Origin of the sequence: Mesoplasma florum L1 (assembly GCF_000008305.1) — a bacterium.
Lineage (GTDB): Bacteria > Bacillota_I > Bacilli_A > Mycoplasmatales > Mycoplasmataceae > Mesoplasma > Mesoplasma florum.
Map to the genome: position 1 here is coordinate 613,106 of NC_006055.1, position 19,411 is coordinate 632,516.

14 protein-coding genes and 1 tRNA gene are annotated in these 19,411 nt (G+C 28.5%); all 15 read right to left on the minus strand.

Features of this window, described 5'->3' with window-relative positions; genetic code table 4:
* Window positions 1–4 precede the first annotated feature (4 nt).
* The 15 genes from nadE to MFL_RS02875 all read right to left on the minus strand — a co-directional run bounded on the left by nadE (window position 5) and on the right by MFL_RS02875 (window position 19,377).
* The gene (gene nadE, locus MFL_RS02805; protein WP_011183419.1) at window positions 5–739 is read right to left on the minus strand and encodes an NAD(+) synthase; all 735 of its coding nucleotides are present in this window, start codon (window positions 737–739) and stop codon (window positions 5–7) included.
* Between the two features lie 19 nt (window positions 740–758).
* Window positions 759–2,057: a GTPase ObgE gene (obgE, locus tag MFL_RS02810; RefSeq protein ID WP_011183420.1), complete on the minus strand. Its 1,299-nt coding sequence runs from the start codon at window positions 2,055–2,057 to the stop codon at window positions 759–761.
* 25 nt (window positions 2,058–2,082) lie between these two features.
* Window positions 2,083–2,391, minus strand: a complete 309-nt coding sequence (locus tag MFL_RS02815; protein WP_011183421.1) for a hypothetical protein — start codon at window positions 2,389–2,391, stop codon at window positions 2,083–2,085.
* Window positions 2,381–3,118, minus strand: a complete 738-nt coding sequence (locus MFL_RS02820) for a DUF3196 family protein (protein ID WP_011183422.1) — start codon at window positions 3,116–3,118, stop codon at window positions 2,381–2,383. Before MFL_RS02820 ends, MFL_RS02815 begins: the two co-directional genes overlap by 11 nt.
* A gap of 56 nt (window positions 3,119–3,174) precedes the next feature.
* Window positions 3,175–3,251, minus strand: a tRNA-Arg gene (locus MFL_RS02825).
* Between the two features lie 119 nt (window positions 3,252–3,370).
* On the minus strand, window positions 3,371–5,371 hold the full coding sequence (locus MFL_RS02830; RefSeq protein WP_011183423.1) for a DEAD/DEAH box helicase: 2,001 nt from the start codon (window positions 5,369–5,371) through the stop codon (window positions 3,371–3,373).
* A gap of 143 nt (window positions 5,372–5,514) precedes the next feature.
* Window positions 5,515–6,954, minus strand: a complete 1,440-nt coding sequence (locus tag MFL_RS02835; protein ID WP_011183424.1) for a glycoside hydrolase family 32 protein — start codon at window positions 6,952–6,954, stop codon at window positions 5,515–5,517.
* A 1-nt stretch (window position 6,955) separates the two neighbouring features.
* Entirely contained in the window at window positions 6,956–8,488 is a 1,533-nt protein-coding gene (locus tag MFL_RS02840; RefSeq protein ID WP_011183425.1) for a PTS transporter subunit EIIB, read from the minus strand.
* A gap of 175 nt (window positions 8,489–8,663) precedes the next feature.
* The gene (nrdE, locus tag MFL_RS02845) at window positions 8,664–10,829 is read right to left on the minus strand and encodes a class 1b ribonucleoside-diphosphate reductase subunit alpha (protein WP_011183426.1); all 2,166 of its coding nucleotides are present in this window, start codon (window positions 10,827–10,829) and stop codon (window positions 8,664–8,666) included.
* Between the two features lie 2 nt (window positions 10,830–10,831).
* A complete protein-coding gene (gene nrdI, locus MFL_RS02850) occupies window positions 10,832–11,287 on the minus strand; it encodes a class Ib ribonucleoside-diphosphate reductase assembly flavoprotein NrdI (RefSeq protein ID WP_011183427.1) in 456 nt (151 codons plus the stop codon).
* A gap of 3 nt (window positions 11,288–11,290) precedes the next feature.
* Window positions 11,291–12,313, minus strand: coding sequence for a class 1b ribonucleoside-diphosphate reductase subunit beta (gene nrdF, locus MFL_RS02855; RefSeq protein ID WP_011183428.1), 1,023 nt, complete (start codon window positions 12,311–12,313; stop codon window positions 11,291–11,293).
* Between the two features lie 252 nt (window positions 12,314–12,565).
* Window positions 12,566–14,149, minus strand: a complete 1,584-nt coding sequence (locus MFL_RS02860; protein ID WP_011183429.1) for a hypothetical protein — start codon at window positions 14,147–14,149, stop codon at window positions 12,566–12,568.
* A gap of 14 nt (window positions 14,150–14,163) precedes the next feature.
* Window positions 14,164–15,504 carry a methylenetetrahydrofolate--tRNA-(uracil(54)-C(5))-methyltransferase (FADH(2)-oxidizing) TrmFO gene (trmFO, locus tag MFL_RS02865; RefSeq protein ID WP_011183430.1) on the minus strand — a complete coding sequence of 447 codons (1,341 nt, stop codon included), beginning with the start codon at window positions 15,502–15,504 and terminating at the stop codon, window positions 14,164–14,166.
* A complete protein-coding gene (locus MFL_RS02870; RefSeq protein ID WP_011183431.1) occupies window positions 15,504–17,411 on the minus strand; it encodes an ABC transporter ATP-binding protein in 1,908 nt (635 codons plus the stop codon). The genes trmFO and MFL_RS02870 overlap by 1 nt, the downstream gene beginning before the upstream one ends.
* Window positions 17,398–19,377: an ABC transporter ATP-binding protein gene (locus MFL_RS02875; protein ID WP_011183432.1), complete on the minus strand. Its 1,980-nt coding sequence runs from the start codon at window positions 19,375–19,377 to the stop codon at window positions 17,398–17,400. The genes MFL_RS02870 and MFL_RS02875 overlap by 14 nt, the downstream gene beginning before the upstream one ends.
* Window positions 19,378–19,411 lie beyond the last annotated feature (34 nt).

The following is a 19,411-nucleotide window of genomic DNA, read 5'->3' on the forward strand; positions in this document are numbered from 1 at the left end:
GTATTTATTTTCTTTTAAATTCTTTTGGTGCAACAGCACCATTTCTTTTATGTTCACTAATTTTATGTAAATGATCAACTCTTGATTTTACATTTTCATCATTAATTTCACCAGCTAAATAAGCATCTATTTGATCATAAGTAATACCTAACTCACTCTCATCAGTTTGGTCTTCTCATAAACTTGCTGTTGGTGCACGATTTATAATTGAAGTTGGTACGCCTAATATTCTCGCTGCTTCTCTAACTTCTCTTTTTAATAAATGTACTAATGGAACCATATCAACTCCACCATCACCGAATTTAGTAAAGTAACCAATATGTCACTCATCAAGATTGTCAGTTCCCAGAACTAAATATGAATTTGTTTGAGCAACAGTATAAAGTGTTGTCATTCTTAAACGTGCTTTTGCATTTGCAATAGCCAATTTATGTTCAGGTGTTGTTGAATCTTTAATAGCTTTTTTAAAAGATAAAAAAGTTTCTTTTAATTCTACATCAATTGCTTTAATACCACATTGATCAATCAACTCTTGTTTACATTTGTAATCTTCATCACTTGATTCAATCGGCATTCAAACAGCAGTGTAATCGTTAGGAAAGGCCTTTTTAGCTAAACAAGCAACAACTGCAGAATCAATTCCACCACTTATTCCAATAACTACACCTTTTGCATTAGCTTTTTTAACTGTTTCTTTAATAAATTCAACTAAATAATCTAAATATTCTTTTAATTCCATAATATTACTCCTTTACAAATTAATCCATTCACTCAAGTTCATATTCAAATACTTTTACAATATCTCCAGCTCCAACTCCACGTTCTCTTAACATGTCATAAACACCAGATTTTTTAAGTTTTTCATTAAATAATAATAAGTTATCATCTGTTGTAATTGGGAACTTTTGATAAATTTTGTAAATTGTATCTCCGGCAACTTCTCATCTACCATTACCTTTATTAATTATTTGAATATCTTCTTCGTCTTCTTCTAATCTATAAACTTTGATACCTTCATAAATATCTTGTTCCATTTCTCATAGTGGAACATATTTAGCAGTTTCAAGTTCTTTTGCGATTTTTAATAATAATTCATCAACATTATCTTTTAATAATCCTGATACAAAAACAACTTTTTTATCTTTGAAATATTTTTTTATGTCTTCTTCCATCATATTTAATTGTGCTTCATCTGTATCCATTTTATTAGCAACAATTATTTCTGGTCTTTCATCCAGTTTATAATTATATTTTACTAATTCACTTCTTATTAATTCATAGTTTTTGATTACATCTTCTTGACCATAATTTCCACTCATATCTAAAACATGGCATATAACTCTACATCTTTCAATATGTTTTAAAAATTGATGACCTAATCCTTTTCCTAAACTAGCTCCTTCAATTAAACCTGGTAAATCTGCAACAACAAATGTTGAACCATCTTTAGCTCTTGAAACTCCTAATTGAGGATTTAAAGTTGTAAAAGCATAGTCAGCAACTTCAGGTTTTGAATTTGAAATTGCTCTAAGTAAAGTTGATTTACCAGCATTGGGCAATCCAACAAAACCTACATCAGCTAAAACTTTTAATTCAGCTTTAACTTCATAAAATTGTCCTATTTCACCAGCTTCAAATATGGTTGGAGCTTTATTTCTTGAGTTTGCAAATCTTGCGTTCCCTTTTCCACCTTTTCCACCTTTAGCAACTAAGACTTGTTTTTTATCTTCATCCATGTCAGCTAAAATTGTTCCAGTTTTATTTTCTATAATCAATGTACCCACGGGAACTCGAACGATAAGATCTTTACCTTGAGCACCATGCATATTTTTTATATCACCTTTAAATCCATCTTGTGCACTAAGTTGTTTTTGAAGTTTTAAATCTAAAAGAGAATGTTTTCCACCATCAGCTTCAAATATTACACTTCCACCATTTCCACCATCTCCACCGTTTGGACCACCATTAGGTACGAAAAGCGCAGTATGAAAACTAACTGCTCCATTCCCTCCATTACCGGCTTTAATAGTAAACTTAGCTGTATCAATAAATTTCATATTTTCCAGCTCCTTTCTTTCTACTTTATCAAATCATTTGATTTCAACATTCATCACATAAGAATGTTGGTTCTTGATTATCAAAATTAATATCCTCGAATTTTTGTCATTCTTGGATAGGTTTTTCAACTAATTTTTCAACTTCACTATCTGTTAGGTTTTTTCCTTGTTCTTTAATTAAACTCCCAATTGGTTTTGGATGATCTTTCAAAACAAAACTAATTTGTGGTTCATAGCAAAGAGAACATCCAATACCAAAAGCTTGTATCATTACATCATTAAAATCATTAAACTCGACATAATTATCTTTATTAAAGTTTATCTTATTGTTCATAACCTTTAATCTCCTTTAATATTTCATGAGCTTTATCTTCATCAAAATTAAATCATTGTTTAATATAAGACATTTCTTTTTTTTCTTCTAACATTTCTATAGCAATTAAAATAAATGCAGCAGCTTTTTCATTTAAGAATGAGTTATTAAATTTGTCTAAATTATTTAAATAAAAATTTATATTCAACATTTTAGCATCATGTGCTATTCCTGGGTTTTCATTTTCTATACTTTTAGAAATAACTTCATCTATTTCAGTTATAAATTTAAAATTATTTTCAAAATCTATTTCAATTGGATTTCAAGATTGTTGGACACCACTATATAAAACATCAAAACTTTTATTTATTTCTTGTTCTTTTAAAGTAAATAAGATCAAAGTTTTAATTGAGTTATCAATTTTTTCTAAAGTAAGTAATTCAGAAACGTCATTTAACTTATCTCTTAAATTAATTTTGTTTAAAAAATTAATACCAAATGCTTGTTGTTCTCTATCACTTGATTTAAGTAATTGCAAAATATATTCAGCATTTAAATTATTATTACTATTTGCTTTTTTTGAAATTTGCTCAAAAATCTGAGTTTTAAACTCCAAAAGTTGTTCTTCAATATCTGAAGGTACATATGGCATTGATAATTCTTGATTTATTTTTAATAAAGCAGTTTCAAAATCGTTTTTCAGAACAAGTTCTTTTAATTCGATAATTAGTTCATCATAAAAATTCATAAAACCTCTTTCTATTAAAAAATCATGCCTTTTATAGCATGATTGATGTTTTCGAGTGGTGCCCACGAGAAGGCTCGAACTTCCGACCTCACGCTTAGAAGGCGCGTGCTCTATCCAACTGAGCTACATGGGCAATTAATAATTACATATATAAATATATCATAAATATTAATCTAATGAAAAATAATTTCATAAATTTTTATTATTAAATAAAAAAACTACTGTAAATAAGTAGTTGTTTTATTTAAATTATTATCATTTATTTTTTGGTTTTCTTGAAGAACTATTTGAAGAAGAATTTCTTCTGTTACGTGTTCCTGATCCCTTGTTTTCTCTTGGACCTGAATGAACTCATTCTCCACGACCAGAACTTCTTCTGTTTCTTCTTTCGTCTCTTTCATTATTTGAATTAAACCCGTCTTTTTTATTAAATGAATCTGGTCTTTTTTCTTTTCCTGTAACTCTTTCTCAACGGCCTGAATCTTGTTTAGAATAATCAGTTTTAACATCTCATGAAGAATGTCTAGTACCTTCAAATTTTTTATTATCTCTTTCTTGACCATCTGTTCTTCTGTCATCACGACCACGGTTTGAGTTTCTTCTTTCATCACGACCACGGTTTGAATCTCTTCTGTCATCGCGACCACGACCTGAACTTCTTCTGTCATCACGGCCACGGTTTGAACCACTTCTGTCTCCACGACCACGACCTGAACTTCTTCTGTCTCCTCGACCTGAATCTCTTCTGTCATTTCTTTCAAAAACATTTTGATTGCTATCTTGATTTTCATTCACTGAATAATCATCAACTAAAGATAAAGCTTTTTTAGCAAATTCTTTTTCTTCTGGTGATAAAGATAGCATTCTTTCTTCTCATGATTGAGAAGTTCAAGCGCTACTTCTGCTATCTAGTCTTTCACTTGTTCTTTTTCTTTCGCCATGAGCAAAGTCTCTTCTATCATTGTGTCCAGCATTTCTTCTGTCATCACGACCACGATTTGAATCTCTTCTTTCATTGCGACCTGAATCTCTTCTATCTCCACGATTTGAATCTCTTCTATCTCCACGACCTGAATCTCTTCTATCTCCACGTGAACTTCTATTTGAGTTCCCTCTTCCTTCTTGCTTGTCTACTTCACCATATTCAGAAATTTGCATTTCATCAATAATTAAATTAAAGTTTTTTTCTATTCCTTTTATTTGTCTTAAAACATTTTGATTTTGTACAAAAGTAATTGAATCACCTTTTGTATTATTTCTTCCTGTTCTACCAATTCTATGAACAAAATGTTCGTCTTCCATTGATACATCATAGTTAATTACGTAGTCAACACCTGTAATATCAATTCCACGAGCAACAACATCAGTTGCAACTAAAACTGATATTTCATTGTTTCTAAATTTTGCAATAGCTCTTGATCTTTGTGATTGTCTTTTATCACCATTAATAACTATAGCTCTAATTCCTGCTGCTTCTAAATTATCTGCAATTTTATCTGTATGATTTTTTGTGTTTGAAAACACTATAGCTCTTTTAGGTTTGTGTTTTTTAAATACTTTAACAATTAAATCTTCTTTGCTAAAACCTTTTGTGAAAATAAAAGTATTTGTAATATTAGCATTAACTTCTATTTGATTTTCAATTTCAATAACGTCATATTCATTCATATAATCATTAGCAATTTGCATTACTTTTGGTGATGTTGTAGCTGAAAATAAACCAATTTGAACATCTGGTGAAACTCTTTCAAATAAAGCATCAATTTCGTTTTTAAATCCCATTTTTAGCATTTCATCAGCTTCATCTAAAATGATTGTTCTAACATCATCTAATTTTAAGGTTTTTCTATTTAAGTGGTCATTAACCCTTCCTGGAGTTCCCACAACTATTTGTGAGTCTTTCAGTCTTTTAATTTGATCTCGCATATCAGCTCCACCGATTAATGGTGCTATTACTAGATTTTCTATTCTTGATCCAAATATTCTAATTTGGTTAACAATTTGCATTGCTAATTCTCTTGTTGGTGCCATTATAACGGCTTGAACTCTTCTTTTGTTTGGTTCTATTTTTTCTAAGATTGGTAATACAAATGATGCTGTTTTACCTGTACCAGTGCTTGATTTACCAAAAATGTTTTTTCCTTCTAGGAAAAGTGGTATTGCTCTAGCTTGAATTTCTGTAGCTTCGTTAAAATTAGCTTTTTCCAGTGCGACTAATACTTTGTCGCTTAATTGTAATTCTTTAAATGTCATTTTCTATCCTTTTTCTATACTCAGGATCAAAAAATTAGCATTTTAAATCACAAGTCATTTATATATTATAGCACAGTTGCTTGTAATTAAAGAAATTAAAATTTTTATTATAAAAAGCAACCTAAAAGTTGCTTAATTATTTATTATTTTAATTTCATTTCTTTAATATCAGATAGTAACATTTCATGTTCTTTATTTAATTGAATTTTATTAAAGTTTTTTACAAAAAATCTTGAAGTAAAAATTGTTTCATAATTATCCGCAAATATTTCAATTGATGATGAATCAATAAATATTTCAACTTTTTGATTTTTGAATTTTCTTAATGCTTTTCTTGGTGTTTCAAAATTTCAATCAACTTTTGCAGTTTGATTTGTTCTATCTAAAATTATTTCTTTATCAGTAAATTTTATTTCTATAAATTCATTTTTTTCGTTAAGAATTTTAATGTCTAAATTATCGCTTAAATCAAACTCTAAATGTATTGCTTTATTTACACTTAATTCTTTAAATGCTTTTTTAGTTGTTTTAGTTAAAACATTTTTTTTGAATTCTGAGTAAGGTTTTTGAACTAAAATTTCTTTTGATCAGCTTAGTTCTCTTGGTATTGTTAACATTGAGTGTCATGAGTATTCATCTGTTGGATATTGAACATCAACCGCACCTAATCAACCTATCATTAAAAGTTTTTTATCAACTCAATAAGTTTGCGGTGCATAAAAATCATGTCCGAAATCCATTGTTTTTAAAATTGATTTTTCATTCAATTTATTGTTTTCAAAATCTAATTTATCTATTTGAGTATAAACAACATTTCTTGAGCTATTTAGTTCATAAGGATTTTCTTCATTAAATCACCCTTCTGATGATTGCATAAATAGCATTTTTCCTTCTAGATAATCTAAATTAGGGCATTCTCACATGTATCCATAGGTTTGGTCTAATGATGGTTTTAGTATTCTATCAAAAGTATATTTTTCCATATCATCAGTTTTGTAGAAAACTAACCCACCAAGCATATCAGCTTTACACTGAGCACCAAAAATCATATATTTGTTATTTTCATATTCAAATATTTTTGGATCTCTTACGTGAGGTGTGAAAAGATTTTTATCGTGCTCTACAACAACTCTTTTATTTACAATTTTTTCATCAATGAAGTCTGCTTTGATTTGCACTTCTTCAATCATTTCGCCATTTTCTTCAATATTACCTGTGTAGTAAATTTTTACTCCGTCTTTTTCTTTAAATGCTGATCCAGAAAATGCTCCTGTTCTTTCGAATTCTTCTGTTGGTATTACTGATACACCTAAATCATCATAATTAACAAAATCTTTAGTTTTAACTAAACGTCAATGTTTCATCCCATGATATGGTTGAAGTGGTGATCATTGATAATGAATATAATGTTCTCCATCTATATAAACTAATCCATTTGGATCATTCAATAATCCATTTGGAGGTGCTATATGATATGTTGGTCTATAATATTTATCACTTGCTACTAATTCATTTGCTTTTTTAATATCATCTTGATTATGTTCTGTTATTAAATTTAATATTGTTTCTTTATTTAATTTCATGTTAATTCACCGAAAAATCTCTTTCTAAAACTTTTGCATTCATTTCTTTGAAAACTTTAATTTTTGATAAACCAATTGTTGCAAAGAAAGTTGTTATAAATGTTGCCACAATAGCTATTGCCATTCATAAGTATGGCCCACCAGCTATTGTGTGTATGTTAAATTTATCTAATATTTCAGGTTTAGTTGTAATTGATAAAAATACTAACAATGAAGCATTACCATTTGTACAAATCACTCCAGCGAATGTTGTTATTATAATACCAACAGTTGCACCAATACTTGCTGCAATAACTGGATAAACAAATTTTAATCCTACACCAAATAATGCTGGTTCAGTCGATCCACTTACATATGCTAATGAATATGAAGGTATTGCTGTTCTTTTTAATTCTTTATTATGTCTATTTATAATTGTTACAGCTAAGATTGAAGTTGCTACTGCAATATTTAATTGTGTAAACATCGGCATCATTGTTGTTCCACCAAATGTAGTAAACTGTTGTAAGTTAATAACTACCAAAACTTGAATTAATCCGGTAATAACTAACCAAGGTAAGGCTAATCCTAAAATTGGATTAAATATATATTTAGCAACATTATCTGTAGTTGCTCAAACCACACCTTCATTCATTCCATATGTTAATAATAAGCCTAATGGACCTACCAATAAAATACCAATAAAGAATGTAGAAATTGTAATCATTGGTATTGCAACCATTTCTTTAAATACAGGTATATCAAATTTGTTTGCAAATCTTTCAATATAGACTGCAATAAAACTCATCGCAACTATAGGAAGTATTTGACCAACATATGATATTTTTCAAGGATATCCTGATTCAAGGAATGATGCATCTCCAAATCATTTAAATATGCCACCATATTCTCCACTCATAATGTCATTTGTGCTTATCAAACCATGAAAACATAATACAATACCAATTGATATACCAATTGCTTGACTACCTTTCATAAGTTTAAAAATTGATCAAGGAATCATTATTGAGAAAGCTAAGTTTAATGCTTTTTGTAAAATATCAAACATTTCCCCAACTGCTTTTGCAAATTGACCAGTTTCTGATAAAGTTCCTGATCCAAAATCTATACCATTAAATACATTTGATAATGTAGCTACTATGGCCATTGTTATCAAAAGAGGTATAAGAGGTTTTACAATAACAGAAATTCCATCAGTTACTACTTTAAAAAAGTTCCCCTCTTTATTAACTCTTACTTCAAAATCGTTAGGAATCTCTTCATATGAAATTTTTAGCGATTTTAATAAATTTAAGAAAACTTCATCAATATTCTCGTTAACAATCAATTGAACAAAGTCATCTTTTAATAATGTTTTAACAAAAATTTTAGAACCTTCAAGTTTATTCAAATTTAATTTTGTTATGTCAATAACTTTGATTCTGATTCTTGTTGAACATCTATTAATTAACTCGATGTTTTTTATTCCACCGACAGCTTCTCTTACTTTTTTACATTCGTCGTAAAAGTGGCTGTTTATTTTTGCATGTTTCATTTTTTCACCTTTCAAATAATAATAATTTCTATTTCTTTTCAACATTTTAGAAATTATTCTAAACTTATTATAAGTCTAACTTATCCTACAATAAGTTGTTAAAAGTAAAAACCTATAATTATAAGTTGGATAAAATGCAAACAAAAAAAGTGGCTAATAACCACTTAGTTTTTTATTAAATTACACATGCGTCGCATTCATAGTTTTCACTATCTTCTAATACTTCTTGTCTTACACGTACGTAGTAGATTGATGCACATTTTTTCTTAAATGCATGAATGTATGCTTTGTTTAAGTCACGAGTTGTAACTTGGTCTGTCATAAATAATGTTAATGATATAGCTTGATCAACGTGTTGTTGAGCTGCTGCAACAATATCAATAATTGGCATTGGTCCAACTTCATATGCTCCTAAAGCATAGTAAGCCATGTTATCAAAATTAATGTTGTATGCTGGAACATAAATTCTTCCTAATTTTCCTTCTTTACGTACTTCAATTGGTGCTACAACTGGTTGTAAACTTGGAGTACATGAAGATAAGTAACTAATTGATCCTGTAGGAGCAACAGCCATTAAATGTGAGTTAGCAATTCCATCTTTTTTAATTAGTTCAACTAATTCAATTCAATCTTTTTGAGTTGGAATAGTTACATTATATTGAGCAAATAATTCTCTAACTCTTTGAGTTTCAGGAGTTCATTTATCTTCTGCGCATTTAGTATATTTGTTAAATCAACTTCCATCAGCAAATTGTGATGTTTCAAATCCATCAAATGTGCCATATTGTAAAGCTAATTTGTGAGATGCTTTAAATGCGTTATATGCCATTGCATAGAAGAACATGTTTGTAAAATCAACCGCTTCAATTGAGTTATATCAAATGAAGTTTGTAGCTAAGAAACCATGTAAGTTCATAGCACCTAATCCTACAGCATGATTTTTTTTGTTTCCTTGTTGAATTGAAGGAGCACTACTTAAATCACTTGTTCTTGAAACTAGATCTAAAGCATTAATTGAGTGTTCAATAACTTCTGCAAATTCAGCTCCACTTTCCATTACTTTAGCAATGTTAAGACTTCCTAAATTACAACAGATATCGTCTCCCATGCTTTTGAAACTTAAATCATCGTTAAATGTACTTGGTGTTGAAACTTGTGCAATTTCACTACATAAGTTACTCATAACAATTCTTCCAGTTGCTGCGTGAGCATTATTGTTGTTTACTGTATCATCAAATAAGATGTATGGGTAACCACTTTCAAAGTGTAATTCAGCAACAGTTAAAAAGAATTTTCTCGCATTAATATAAGTTTTTTTAATATTAGGGTTTTTAACTAGATTTTGATACTCTTGAGTAATTGAAATATCTGACATTGCTTTTCCATATTCTCTTTCAACATCATAAGGACTAAATAAAGCCATTTCTTCATTTTTTTGAGCTAATTCAAAAGTAATATCTGGAATAACTAATCCTAGTGATAATGATTTAATACGGATTTTTTCATCAGCATTTTCTCTTTTAGTATCTAAGAATGACATAACATCTGGGTGGTGAGCATTTAAATAAACAGCTCCAGCACCTTGTCTTTGACCTAATTGATTTGCATATGAGAATGAATCTTCTAATATTTTCATAACTGGGATAACACCAGTTGCTTGGTTAGCGATTTGTTTTATTGGTGCGCCTAATTCACGTAGATTAGTTAAACATAAAGCAACTCCACCACCACGTTTTGATAATTGTAGTGATGTTGTAACAGCACGACAAATTGATTCCATGTTGTCTTCTACTCTTAATAAGTAACAAGAAACATATTCACCACGTTGTTTTTTACCTGCATTTAAGAATGTAGGTGTAGCTGGTTGAAATCTACCCAGCATTAATTGTCTTAATGTTTTTGTTGCAGATTCAAAATTACCATTTCCTAAGAATAAAGCATTCATTACTGCTCTATCCTCAAAATTTTCTAAATATTTTTGTCCATCAAAAGTTTTTAAACCATATGAATTGTAAAATTTCATAGCTCCCATAAAACTTGGGAATTCACGGTGAAATCCATAAGCAATATCAGTAATTTCTTCAATTTGTTCTATTGTATATTTATTTATAAGTTCTTCTTCGTAGTATCCATTAGAAACTAGGTATTCTATTCTTTCTTTAACTGAACCAAATTTTACTAATCTAGGTTCAACATGATGTTTTAAATAAGCTTTAGCAGCATCAACATCTAATTTGAAGTTATCTGATCCAGCAGCTAATATTTTAGCTCTGGCATTTAAAGTAACATATTCGTCACTTTCATCTGTTCCAGATAATGTATTTATTTTTTTATCTTCCATTTTTATTTCCCTCAAAATTCTTTCAATATTTCATTGATTTTTTCTACATCGTTTTGAGTTCCTAATAATTCAAATTGATACAACAATGGAACATTAAGTTTTTTTGAAAGAATTGGTCCTGCCATCGCAAAAGTATTACCAAAGTTAGTATTACCTGATGCGATTACACCTCTACAATAATTTCTATTATTTTCCTTGTTTAAAAATTTAATTACTTGTTTTGGAACTGCTCCCGAAGTAAATTCACCACCACCACTATATGTTGGTGTGATTAATACGTAATCAGAATCAACATTAATTTCTTCTTCTAATTCGTAAGGTATTCTTGAATTCTTAACACTTAGTTTTTGAATAAATCTATGTGTGTTATTTGAAATTGATGAGAAGTAAACTACATGCACTTCTCCTGTAGGCTTAACAATTTCTTCACCTGAAACTAACTTAATATCATCGTGCATATATTAAAACTCCCAATCGTCATCTTCAGTTTCTTCTGAAACTCCCATAATATATGATGAGCCATTCCCTGAAAAGAAATCATGGTTTTCATCAGCTCTAGCTGATAATTGTGTGAATATTTCTGGCTCAATTCTTGTTTCTTCTTCTGTAAACGGTGAATCATAACCTAAATTTTGTAAAAATTTACCTGCGTTGTAAACACTAAATCTAATAGCATCATCAGCTAATCCAAAATCCTCATACAATTCTTTCAAATAAGCTTTTTCTAAATCTATTAATTCATATAATAATTTAAAAACAAATTCTTTCATTTCAGCTTGTTTTTCTGGAGAAAGTTTAGCAACTTTCTTTTGATATTTATAACCACTATAGTAGTTATGTATAACTTTATCTCTTAATATTAATCTAATAATATCTGAAGTGTTTGGTAATTTACCTCTAGCTGATAGGTAAAATGGTAAATAGAAGCCTCCATATAATAAGAAGCCTGGCATTAAAGCAGCTGCAACTTTTGACTTTAAAGGGTCATCATTCACATAATAAGGAATTAATGCTTTAGCTCTTTCTTGTAATGTTTCTGTATTGATAACTCATTCATGAGCCTCTTCAATTTGTTCACTTGAACATAAAGTTGAAAAGATTGAACCATATGATCTAGCGTGAACTGCAACCATAAATGCAAAGTTTGTGTAAATTACTTGTTCATGGTCAGTTAATGAGTTAGGAACTTGAGCCACATCACCAACAGTAGCTTGAATTGTATCTAACAATGTTAATCCTGTAAAAGTTCTTGTAATTAATTCTTGTCATTCTGGTGTCAAAGTTCTTCATGAAGTTAAATCATTTGAAACTGGAATTTTTTCAGGCAATCAGAAGTTTTGTGTAATTCTATTTCATACCTCTAAATCTTTTTCATCATTTACTACGTTTCAGTTTACTGAACGCATTTTTCCTTTAAATCCTTGTTGCGCATATTCAATTGGCGAAACAGACTCGTTGTAATATTGGTTTTTTATTTTTGCCATATAATATCCTTTCTTTTTCTCTTATTATAAATTCAACTAAATAAAAAAGTTTCTTCTTGTCTTTTGGACATAAAAAGAAACTTTAATAATTAAAGAGTGGTTTTTCACTTATAGTCTCCAAATAGGTTTGAAGGCGGGGTCAGTAGCCCATTATGCTACCCTGTATAAGTTTCTTTTATATTCAGTTGTAAATTAATATTAATTTTTTATTTCTTAAAAATCTTAATATTTGCTATTGATTTTATTTTTTTTCTATTTAAAATGGTGGAGTTTGTATAAAACGCCAATTGAATCTACAACTTTATCCTTTTGTTGTAATTTTTTATATTGAGTTAATAATTTGTTTATTTTGAATTCAATCAGTTCAAGGTCTTTGTTAGTAAAAGACATCATGCTTTTTTTATAAGGTCCAAAAGCAATAACGTAATATTTAATTAGATTTTCTCATGAATAATCAAAAGCTTTTGGTGCTTTTGGATCAATTGTAATTGTTAAAGAAATAATTTTTAACATAATAGACATTTGAGAATTATAATCTGCTATTTCCTCAAATCTATCAACTTTATTAAGCATCTTAGAGAAATTTTTTGCATCTAAATTTATTGATTTAAACTTCACATTTTTATAATTAAAGTCAAATTTTTCTTCAATTTGATTGTAAAAATGCATAGTTTGTACTATTCCTACTTTTTTGAATGATATTAAACAGTCTCCAAGCACACCATTATTTCTTTTTGTCTTATTTATAATTTCCATGTAATATGTTGAATATCTAACTCTAGCTATGAAATCAAACAATTTTTCAGACCTAAATTTAATTTTTTTGAATTCTTTGAATTTCTTTGAATGTTTCAATGTTCAAATAGGGTTAAAGTCTTTTTGATTAATTGGTGATATGCTATGTACGTTTTTTAGGGGTCCTTCAAATGTTTTTATGTTGATTTTGCCTTGTTCTTTATTCGAGCTTAAAAATAGGGGTAAATAGGTATATATTGCTTCATATACATCATCACCTTCAGAAATGACAGAAATGTTTTTTAAATTGTCTCTTAAGAATATTGTTGTTATTTTAGAAAGTTCATGAATTATTTTAAATTTCTGTTTTACATCTATTTTTTCTCAATTATCCTTTTTAAAATTTAAAATAAATGCATTTAATTCATCTTCATTTTTTAAAAATTGAATAGTTGGCTCTAATCATTCTTTTTCTTCAGAAGTAAGCTCTCTTCCTTTTTTATATGCTTCAGAAATGTTTTTTCTATTAAATACTTTTTTTATTTTATCAACCATATCTGATGGTTTAAGTACGTCAATCATAAGCATTGTTACTAAAAAAGGATAAACTATAGAATAATAGTATTTGTTTTCTTTTTCATTTTTAAAGTTTATATCATATTCAAATTTACTTGTTAAAGCACATAAATTAGCAAAGTTTCAATAATAATTTTGACTGATATCATCAGAACTGTTAAAAGATGTTTTTATAATATGATTCAAAACAAATTCTTCAATAACTTGTTTAATAAAAATTTTTTGGGTTTCATCAATTTCTTTAAATTTTGATTCAATTTTTTTATCTTGAAATGTAAAAATGAATAATTCATTATAATTTGAAATGATGTAATTTGATATTTCACTAAATTTTTCAGGTTCTATATTTATTAATGATTCGTTTTTTCACAATTGAAATTGAAATAAAGAATAATAAGTAACATCATATATTTCATTTATTTTTTCTTTTAAATCATTATTAATTTTTTTAAAAATCAATGATGAGTCTTTTTTAATATATTCATCAAAATATGCTCAAAAAACAGTGTCTAAACGATTTATCATAATATTTGCTCCTTCTAAATATTTTTAATAAAATCCTTAATAGAATCAATTGCTAATTCTGAAATCTTTTCATTTTTCATTTTTTTAATTTCTTGCTTAGTTACTTTTCTATTAGGTCTTTTAAATTCTATTTCATCAACTATTCCTCAATTTGCTTTCATTGGTTGAAAGTTTGTTATAGAAGCTTTGTTTATATAGTTAAGTAAAGCACCTGAAACTGATTTAGATGATGGTACTTGCATTTCTTTTCCATTAATGAAATTAGCAATATTTATAGCTGTGATCAAACCAGAAACACAAGATTCAACATATCCTTCTACACCTGTTATTTGACCAGCAAAAAATATGTTTTCATTAGTTTTTAATTGTAAATATTTGTTAAGAACTTTAGGCGAGTTTATAAAATTATTTTTATGCATTACACCATATCTAACAAACTTAGCGTTTTCTAAACCTGGTATCATTGAAAAAATTCTTTTTTGTTCAGGTCATTTTAAGTTTGTTTGGAAACCAACAATATTATAAAGTCTATCATTTGCATCATCTTGGCGTAGTTGAACAACAGCATGATTTCTTGTTCCATCAGGTTTATTTAAACCTCTTGGTTTCATTGGACCAAACAATAAAGTATCAACACCTCTTTTGGCCATAGCTTCTACTGGCATACACCCTTCAAAGTACTTTAATTCTGCTTCACCAGGTAAATGCCCTATAGAAATTTCTGCATTAATTAGTTCTTTATAAAAATTTAAATATTCTTCTTTTGACATTGGACAATTTATATAATCGCTTGTTTCACCTTTGTCATATCTATTTTTTTGATATGCAATTTCCATATTTATAGATTCTTTTTCTATAATCGGAGCAACTGCATCATAAAAGTAAAAATCATCATTTCCTATAAGTTTTGTAATTTGCTCTTGTAGTTTATTTGTTGTTAAAGGCCCTGATGCAATAAGTGTTAATTCATTTGGGTTTATATTTTCAACTTCAAGATCTATGACTTCAATGTTTTCATTAGAACTTATTTCTTTTGTTATATATTCAGAAAATAAAACTCTATCAACGGCTAAACTTCCTCCAGCTGGAACTTGTGCATATTCAGCCGCTCTTATAATTAATGAATCTAAAAGTCTCATTTCTTCTTTTAATGTACCGACTGCATTAGTTAATTCGTTACTTCTTAGAGAATTAGAGCAAACTAATTCAGCAAACCCGTCCAAGACTTGGACGGGATTTTTAGTTATTCTTTTAACTTCGAAAAGTTTAACTTTTATATTTCTTTTAGCTAGTTGGTATGCAGCTTCTGTTCCTGCTAAACCAGCTCCAATAATATTTACTGTTTTATTTTTCATTAATTCATCAATCCTGCTTCATATAATTTTTTAAATCTTCCAGGTGTTGAAATTAATTCTTCATAACTACCTTGTTGCACAATACCTTTTCCGTTTGCACCAAGTACTATAATTTGATCAACGTTTTTAATTGTTGAAAGACGGTGAGCGATAGTAACACTTGTTCTACCTTTCATCAATTTATCTAACTCAGCTTGAATTTCTTTTTCAACAATATTATCTAATGCACTTGTTGCTTCATCTAATATTAAGAAATCCGGGTTTTTCAAGAAAACTCTAGCTATAACTAAACGTTGTTTTTGACCACCAGAAAGTAAGAAACCTCTTTGTCCCAAAATTGTATTATATCCATCTTTTAATGAAATAATAAAGTCATGTAAATTAGCTTTCTTACATGCCCTCATGATTTCTTCATCAGTAGCATCAAATTTAGCGTATCTTATATTTTCAAAGAAATCTCCAAACAAGATTTGAGGTTCTTGTTCAACATATCCTACTTTATTTAAAAATGCTGGTAAATTTATTTCGTTTAAATCATGTGATTGTTTAGAAACACTTTCATCATTTTTATATTTACCCTCAACCATTATTTTTCCTTCTGTAGGCATGTAAAATCTTAATAGTAATTTTGCTACAGTTGATTTACCACTTCCTGTTTCACCAACGAATGCATATGATTTACCTTTTTCAAAAACAATATTCATTTTAGGTAAAATTGTTTTTTCAGGTTTTTTAGGATAAGCAAATTGAACGTTTTCAAATGAAATTGAATTTATTTTTTCAATTACAGGCCCTTCTGGGTTTGGTTTAATTGTTGGAATTGGGTCTGTTAATTCTGAAATTCTTTGAGCTGCATTTTGAGCTCTTGTAGCTGATCTCAATGTTGGGATTAACATTGCAATAGCACCAATAACAAATGAAACTAAAACTTGTGCTAAAGGCATTTTTACACTTAAAAGTTCTATACCTGCAGCAAGATCACTTTCTTTTGCGAACATAATACAGAATATAATAACAAACATTGGCATCATCAATGATGCTGTTACTTGAATTCATTGTGTTAATATTGCTGATCAAGTAATTGCTGCATCTCCAGCTCTGTTATATTTTTCATTTAATTCTTCTATTCTTTCAATTTCGTATTCCTCTAATCCTGAAGATTTTATTAATGATATATTTGATATTCTATCTGTCATATCTTGATCAACATCACGTTTTTGGTCAAATGCTGTAATTAATTTTCTTCTACTTTGAATAAAAATAACAACAGCAATTGCAATTGAAAGGAACATATAAACAGCTAGTATTAAAGCTACATATCAAAGACCTGATAAAAGCATAATCACAACTGACATAGTTATACCAGTAAGGAAATAAATAATATTAGTAAAGAATTGTTGAATACCAAACGCTAAAGATTGAGTATCCCCTACAAGTCTTGTTAAAATGTTTCCTGAAACATGATCAAAGAAGAAATCAACATCTTGTTGAGCTAATCTAATTAACATTTTTTGTCTTTGATTAATTTCTACATGAAGTGAAAACTGAGCAATACTTCAGTTAACAACATACTCAGAAAGTAGTAATAAAACTAAAGCAGCTAAAGTTATATATAATCAAGCTGTTCATTCTGTTAAACCAACTTCTCATGCTAAAAAGTTTAATGTATCTGCTCCAGGTTTTGTAATGGCAGAAATCATCATTGTTGCAAACACCGGAAGGAAAGTTGCAACTATAGCATCAAACATTGTAAATAAACACATTGCTCAAAATATTAACTTGTTCTCTTTTGCTGATTCAAAAATTTGGCGCATAAATACACCCATTTTTTTTCATGAAAATTCTAAATTAACATCAAATCCATGTTTATTTAATTGTTTACCATTTTGTAAATTATTGTTGCTCATTATTTGTTACTTCCTTTCCATCTTTTTTTGAGTTTCCAGCATCATATAAATCTTTGAAATGACCTGGAATTTTTTTAAGTTCATTGAAAGTACCTCTTTGAACGATTCCTTGTTTTGGTGCAAGAACTAATATTTCGTCTACATTTTTAATTGTTGAAAGACGGTGAGCTATAGTAACACTTGTTCTACCTTTCATTAATTCATTTAATTTAGCTTGGATTTCTTTTTCTACAATATTATCTAAAGCACTTGTTGCTTCATCCAATATTAGTAGTTGTGGATCTTTTAAGAACATTCTAGCTATTACTAAACGTTGTTTTTGACCACCAGATAACATAAATCCTCTTTCACCAAGAATTGTGTCATAACCATCAGGTCAAGTCATAATTAAATCATGTAGCTCAGCTTTTTTACAAGCTGCAATAACTTGTTTATTTGTAGCTTCAAATCTACCATATCTAACATTGTCATAAACATTACCTAAGAAAATTGCTGGTTCTTGTTCAACATATCCTACTTTATCTAAATAAGATGAAAGAACTACATCTTTTAAGTCAATATCTTCGTTAATTAAAACTTGTCCAATAGTTGGATCATAAAATCTTAATAAAAGTTTTGAAATTGTTGATTTACCTGCTCCAGTTGTCCCAACAAATGCATATGATTTACCTTGTTCAAAAGTAAAGTCAAATTTAGGTAAAACTAATTCAGTAGGTTTTTCAGGATATGCAAATGCAACATCTTTAAAATAAATATTTCCCTTTATTTTTTCTACTATAACACCATTTTTATCTTCAAAATGATTATTAAATCTTGGTTCTTGTTCAAGTATTTCACCTATTCTCTTAGATGCAACATTTGATTGAGTTAATCCAACAAGAACTCTTAAGAATGACATTAATGGACCAATCATAAGTGATGATGCTGAAATCATACCTGGTAATACGGCAACTACTTGGTTTGAATCATAAATAAGTACTGTAGCTATAATCATTACAGTTTCGATGGCATTAATAATTAAGAATATCAATGATAAAACTATAGCTTGATAGTAGTTCATCAATGATGATTGTTTAAAGTAAGGTATATGTTTTTCAATAAATCTATTTTCTTCATATTCTTCTGTTCCAGAAGCTTTAATTAATTTAACGTTGTTAATTCTATCTGTAACATCTCCATTTACTTCAGTAACAATTTTTCTTGTTTTGTAAGCAATTGGTTTCATTGGTATAAATAAAATAAAGAATATTAAAAATAAAGTTAAGAATACACAAATTAAAACTATAGTTAATGAACCACTAATTGTAGACATAACTATTATTGCTGCTATTGTTGTCAATATACCATTTAAGAAAGTTATTGGAATAATCCCAGTTTGTTCTCCAATGATTTGTGTATCAGAAACAACTTTTGTTAAAATTTCCCCAATTTTTTTATCAGAGTAGTATGACATGTCCATTGAAACTAATTTTTTGTTTAAGTCATTTCTTAAATCAACTTCAATTTTTTTCCCTAACATACCAGCTGTTCATTGAGAAACAAATGTTGCAATAGCCATTGCAATAACAATACCCATTTCAATTCAAAGTAAACCTGTAAAGTTAACTCCTCATCATTTAGCTAAAGCTTGACTATATCTTTCTCATAAATCTGTTCCTTCAGCAGCGTCTTTATATCTTTCAACTACTACTGCTGTACTCATTTGTTCAATAATTTTTGGAGTCATAGCTGTAGCAACTGAAAGAATTAAAACAGAAACTAGCATTAAGAAAGTTCACATTTTGTTTTTACCCATATATCTTAAAATTAAAGCTATATAAGATTTTGATTTTTTCTTTGATTTTGTTGGTTCAAGTTCAGTGTTTAAATCTGATTTTTTTAATCATCTTGAAACTCTTACTTGAGGTGTTGAAGATTCATTGATTTTTTCATTATCAAGCATCTCTTGTTCTTCTCTGTCGATCATAAATACCCTCTTTTCTAAATAAAATTACTTTTGT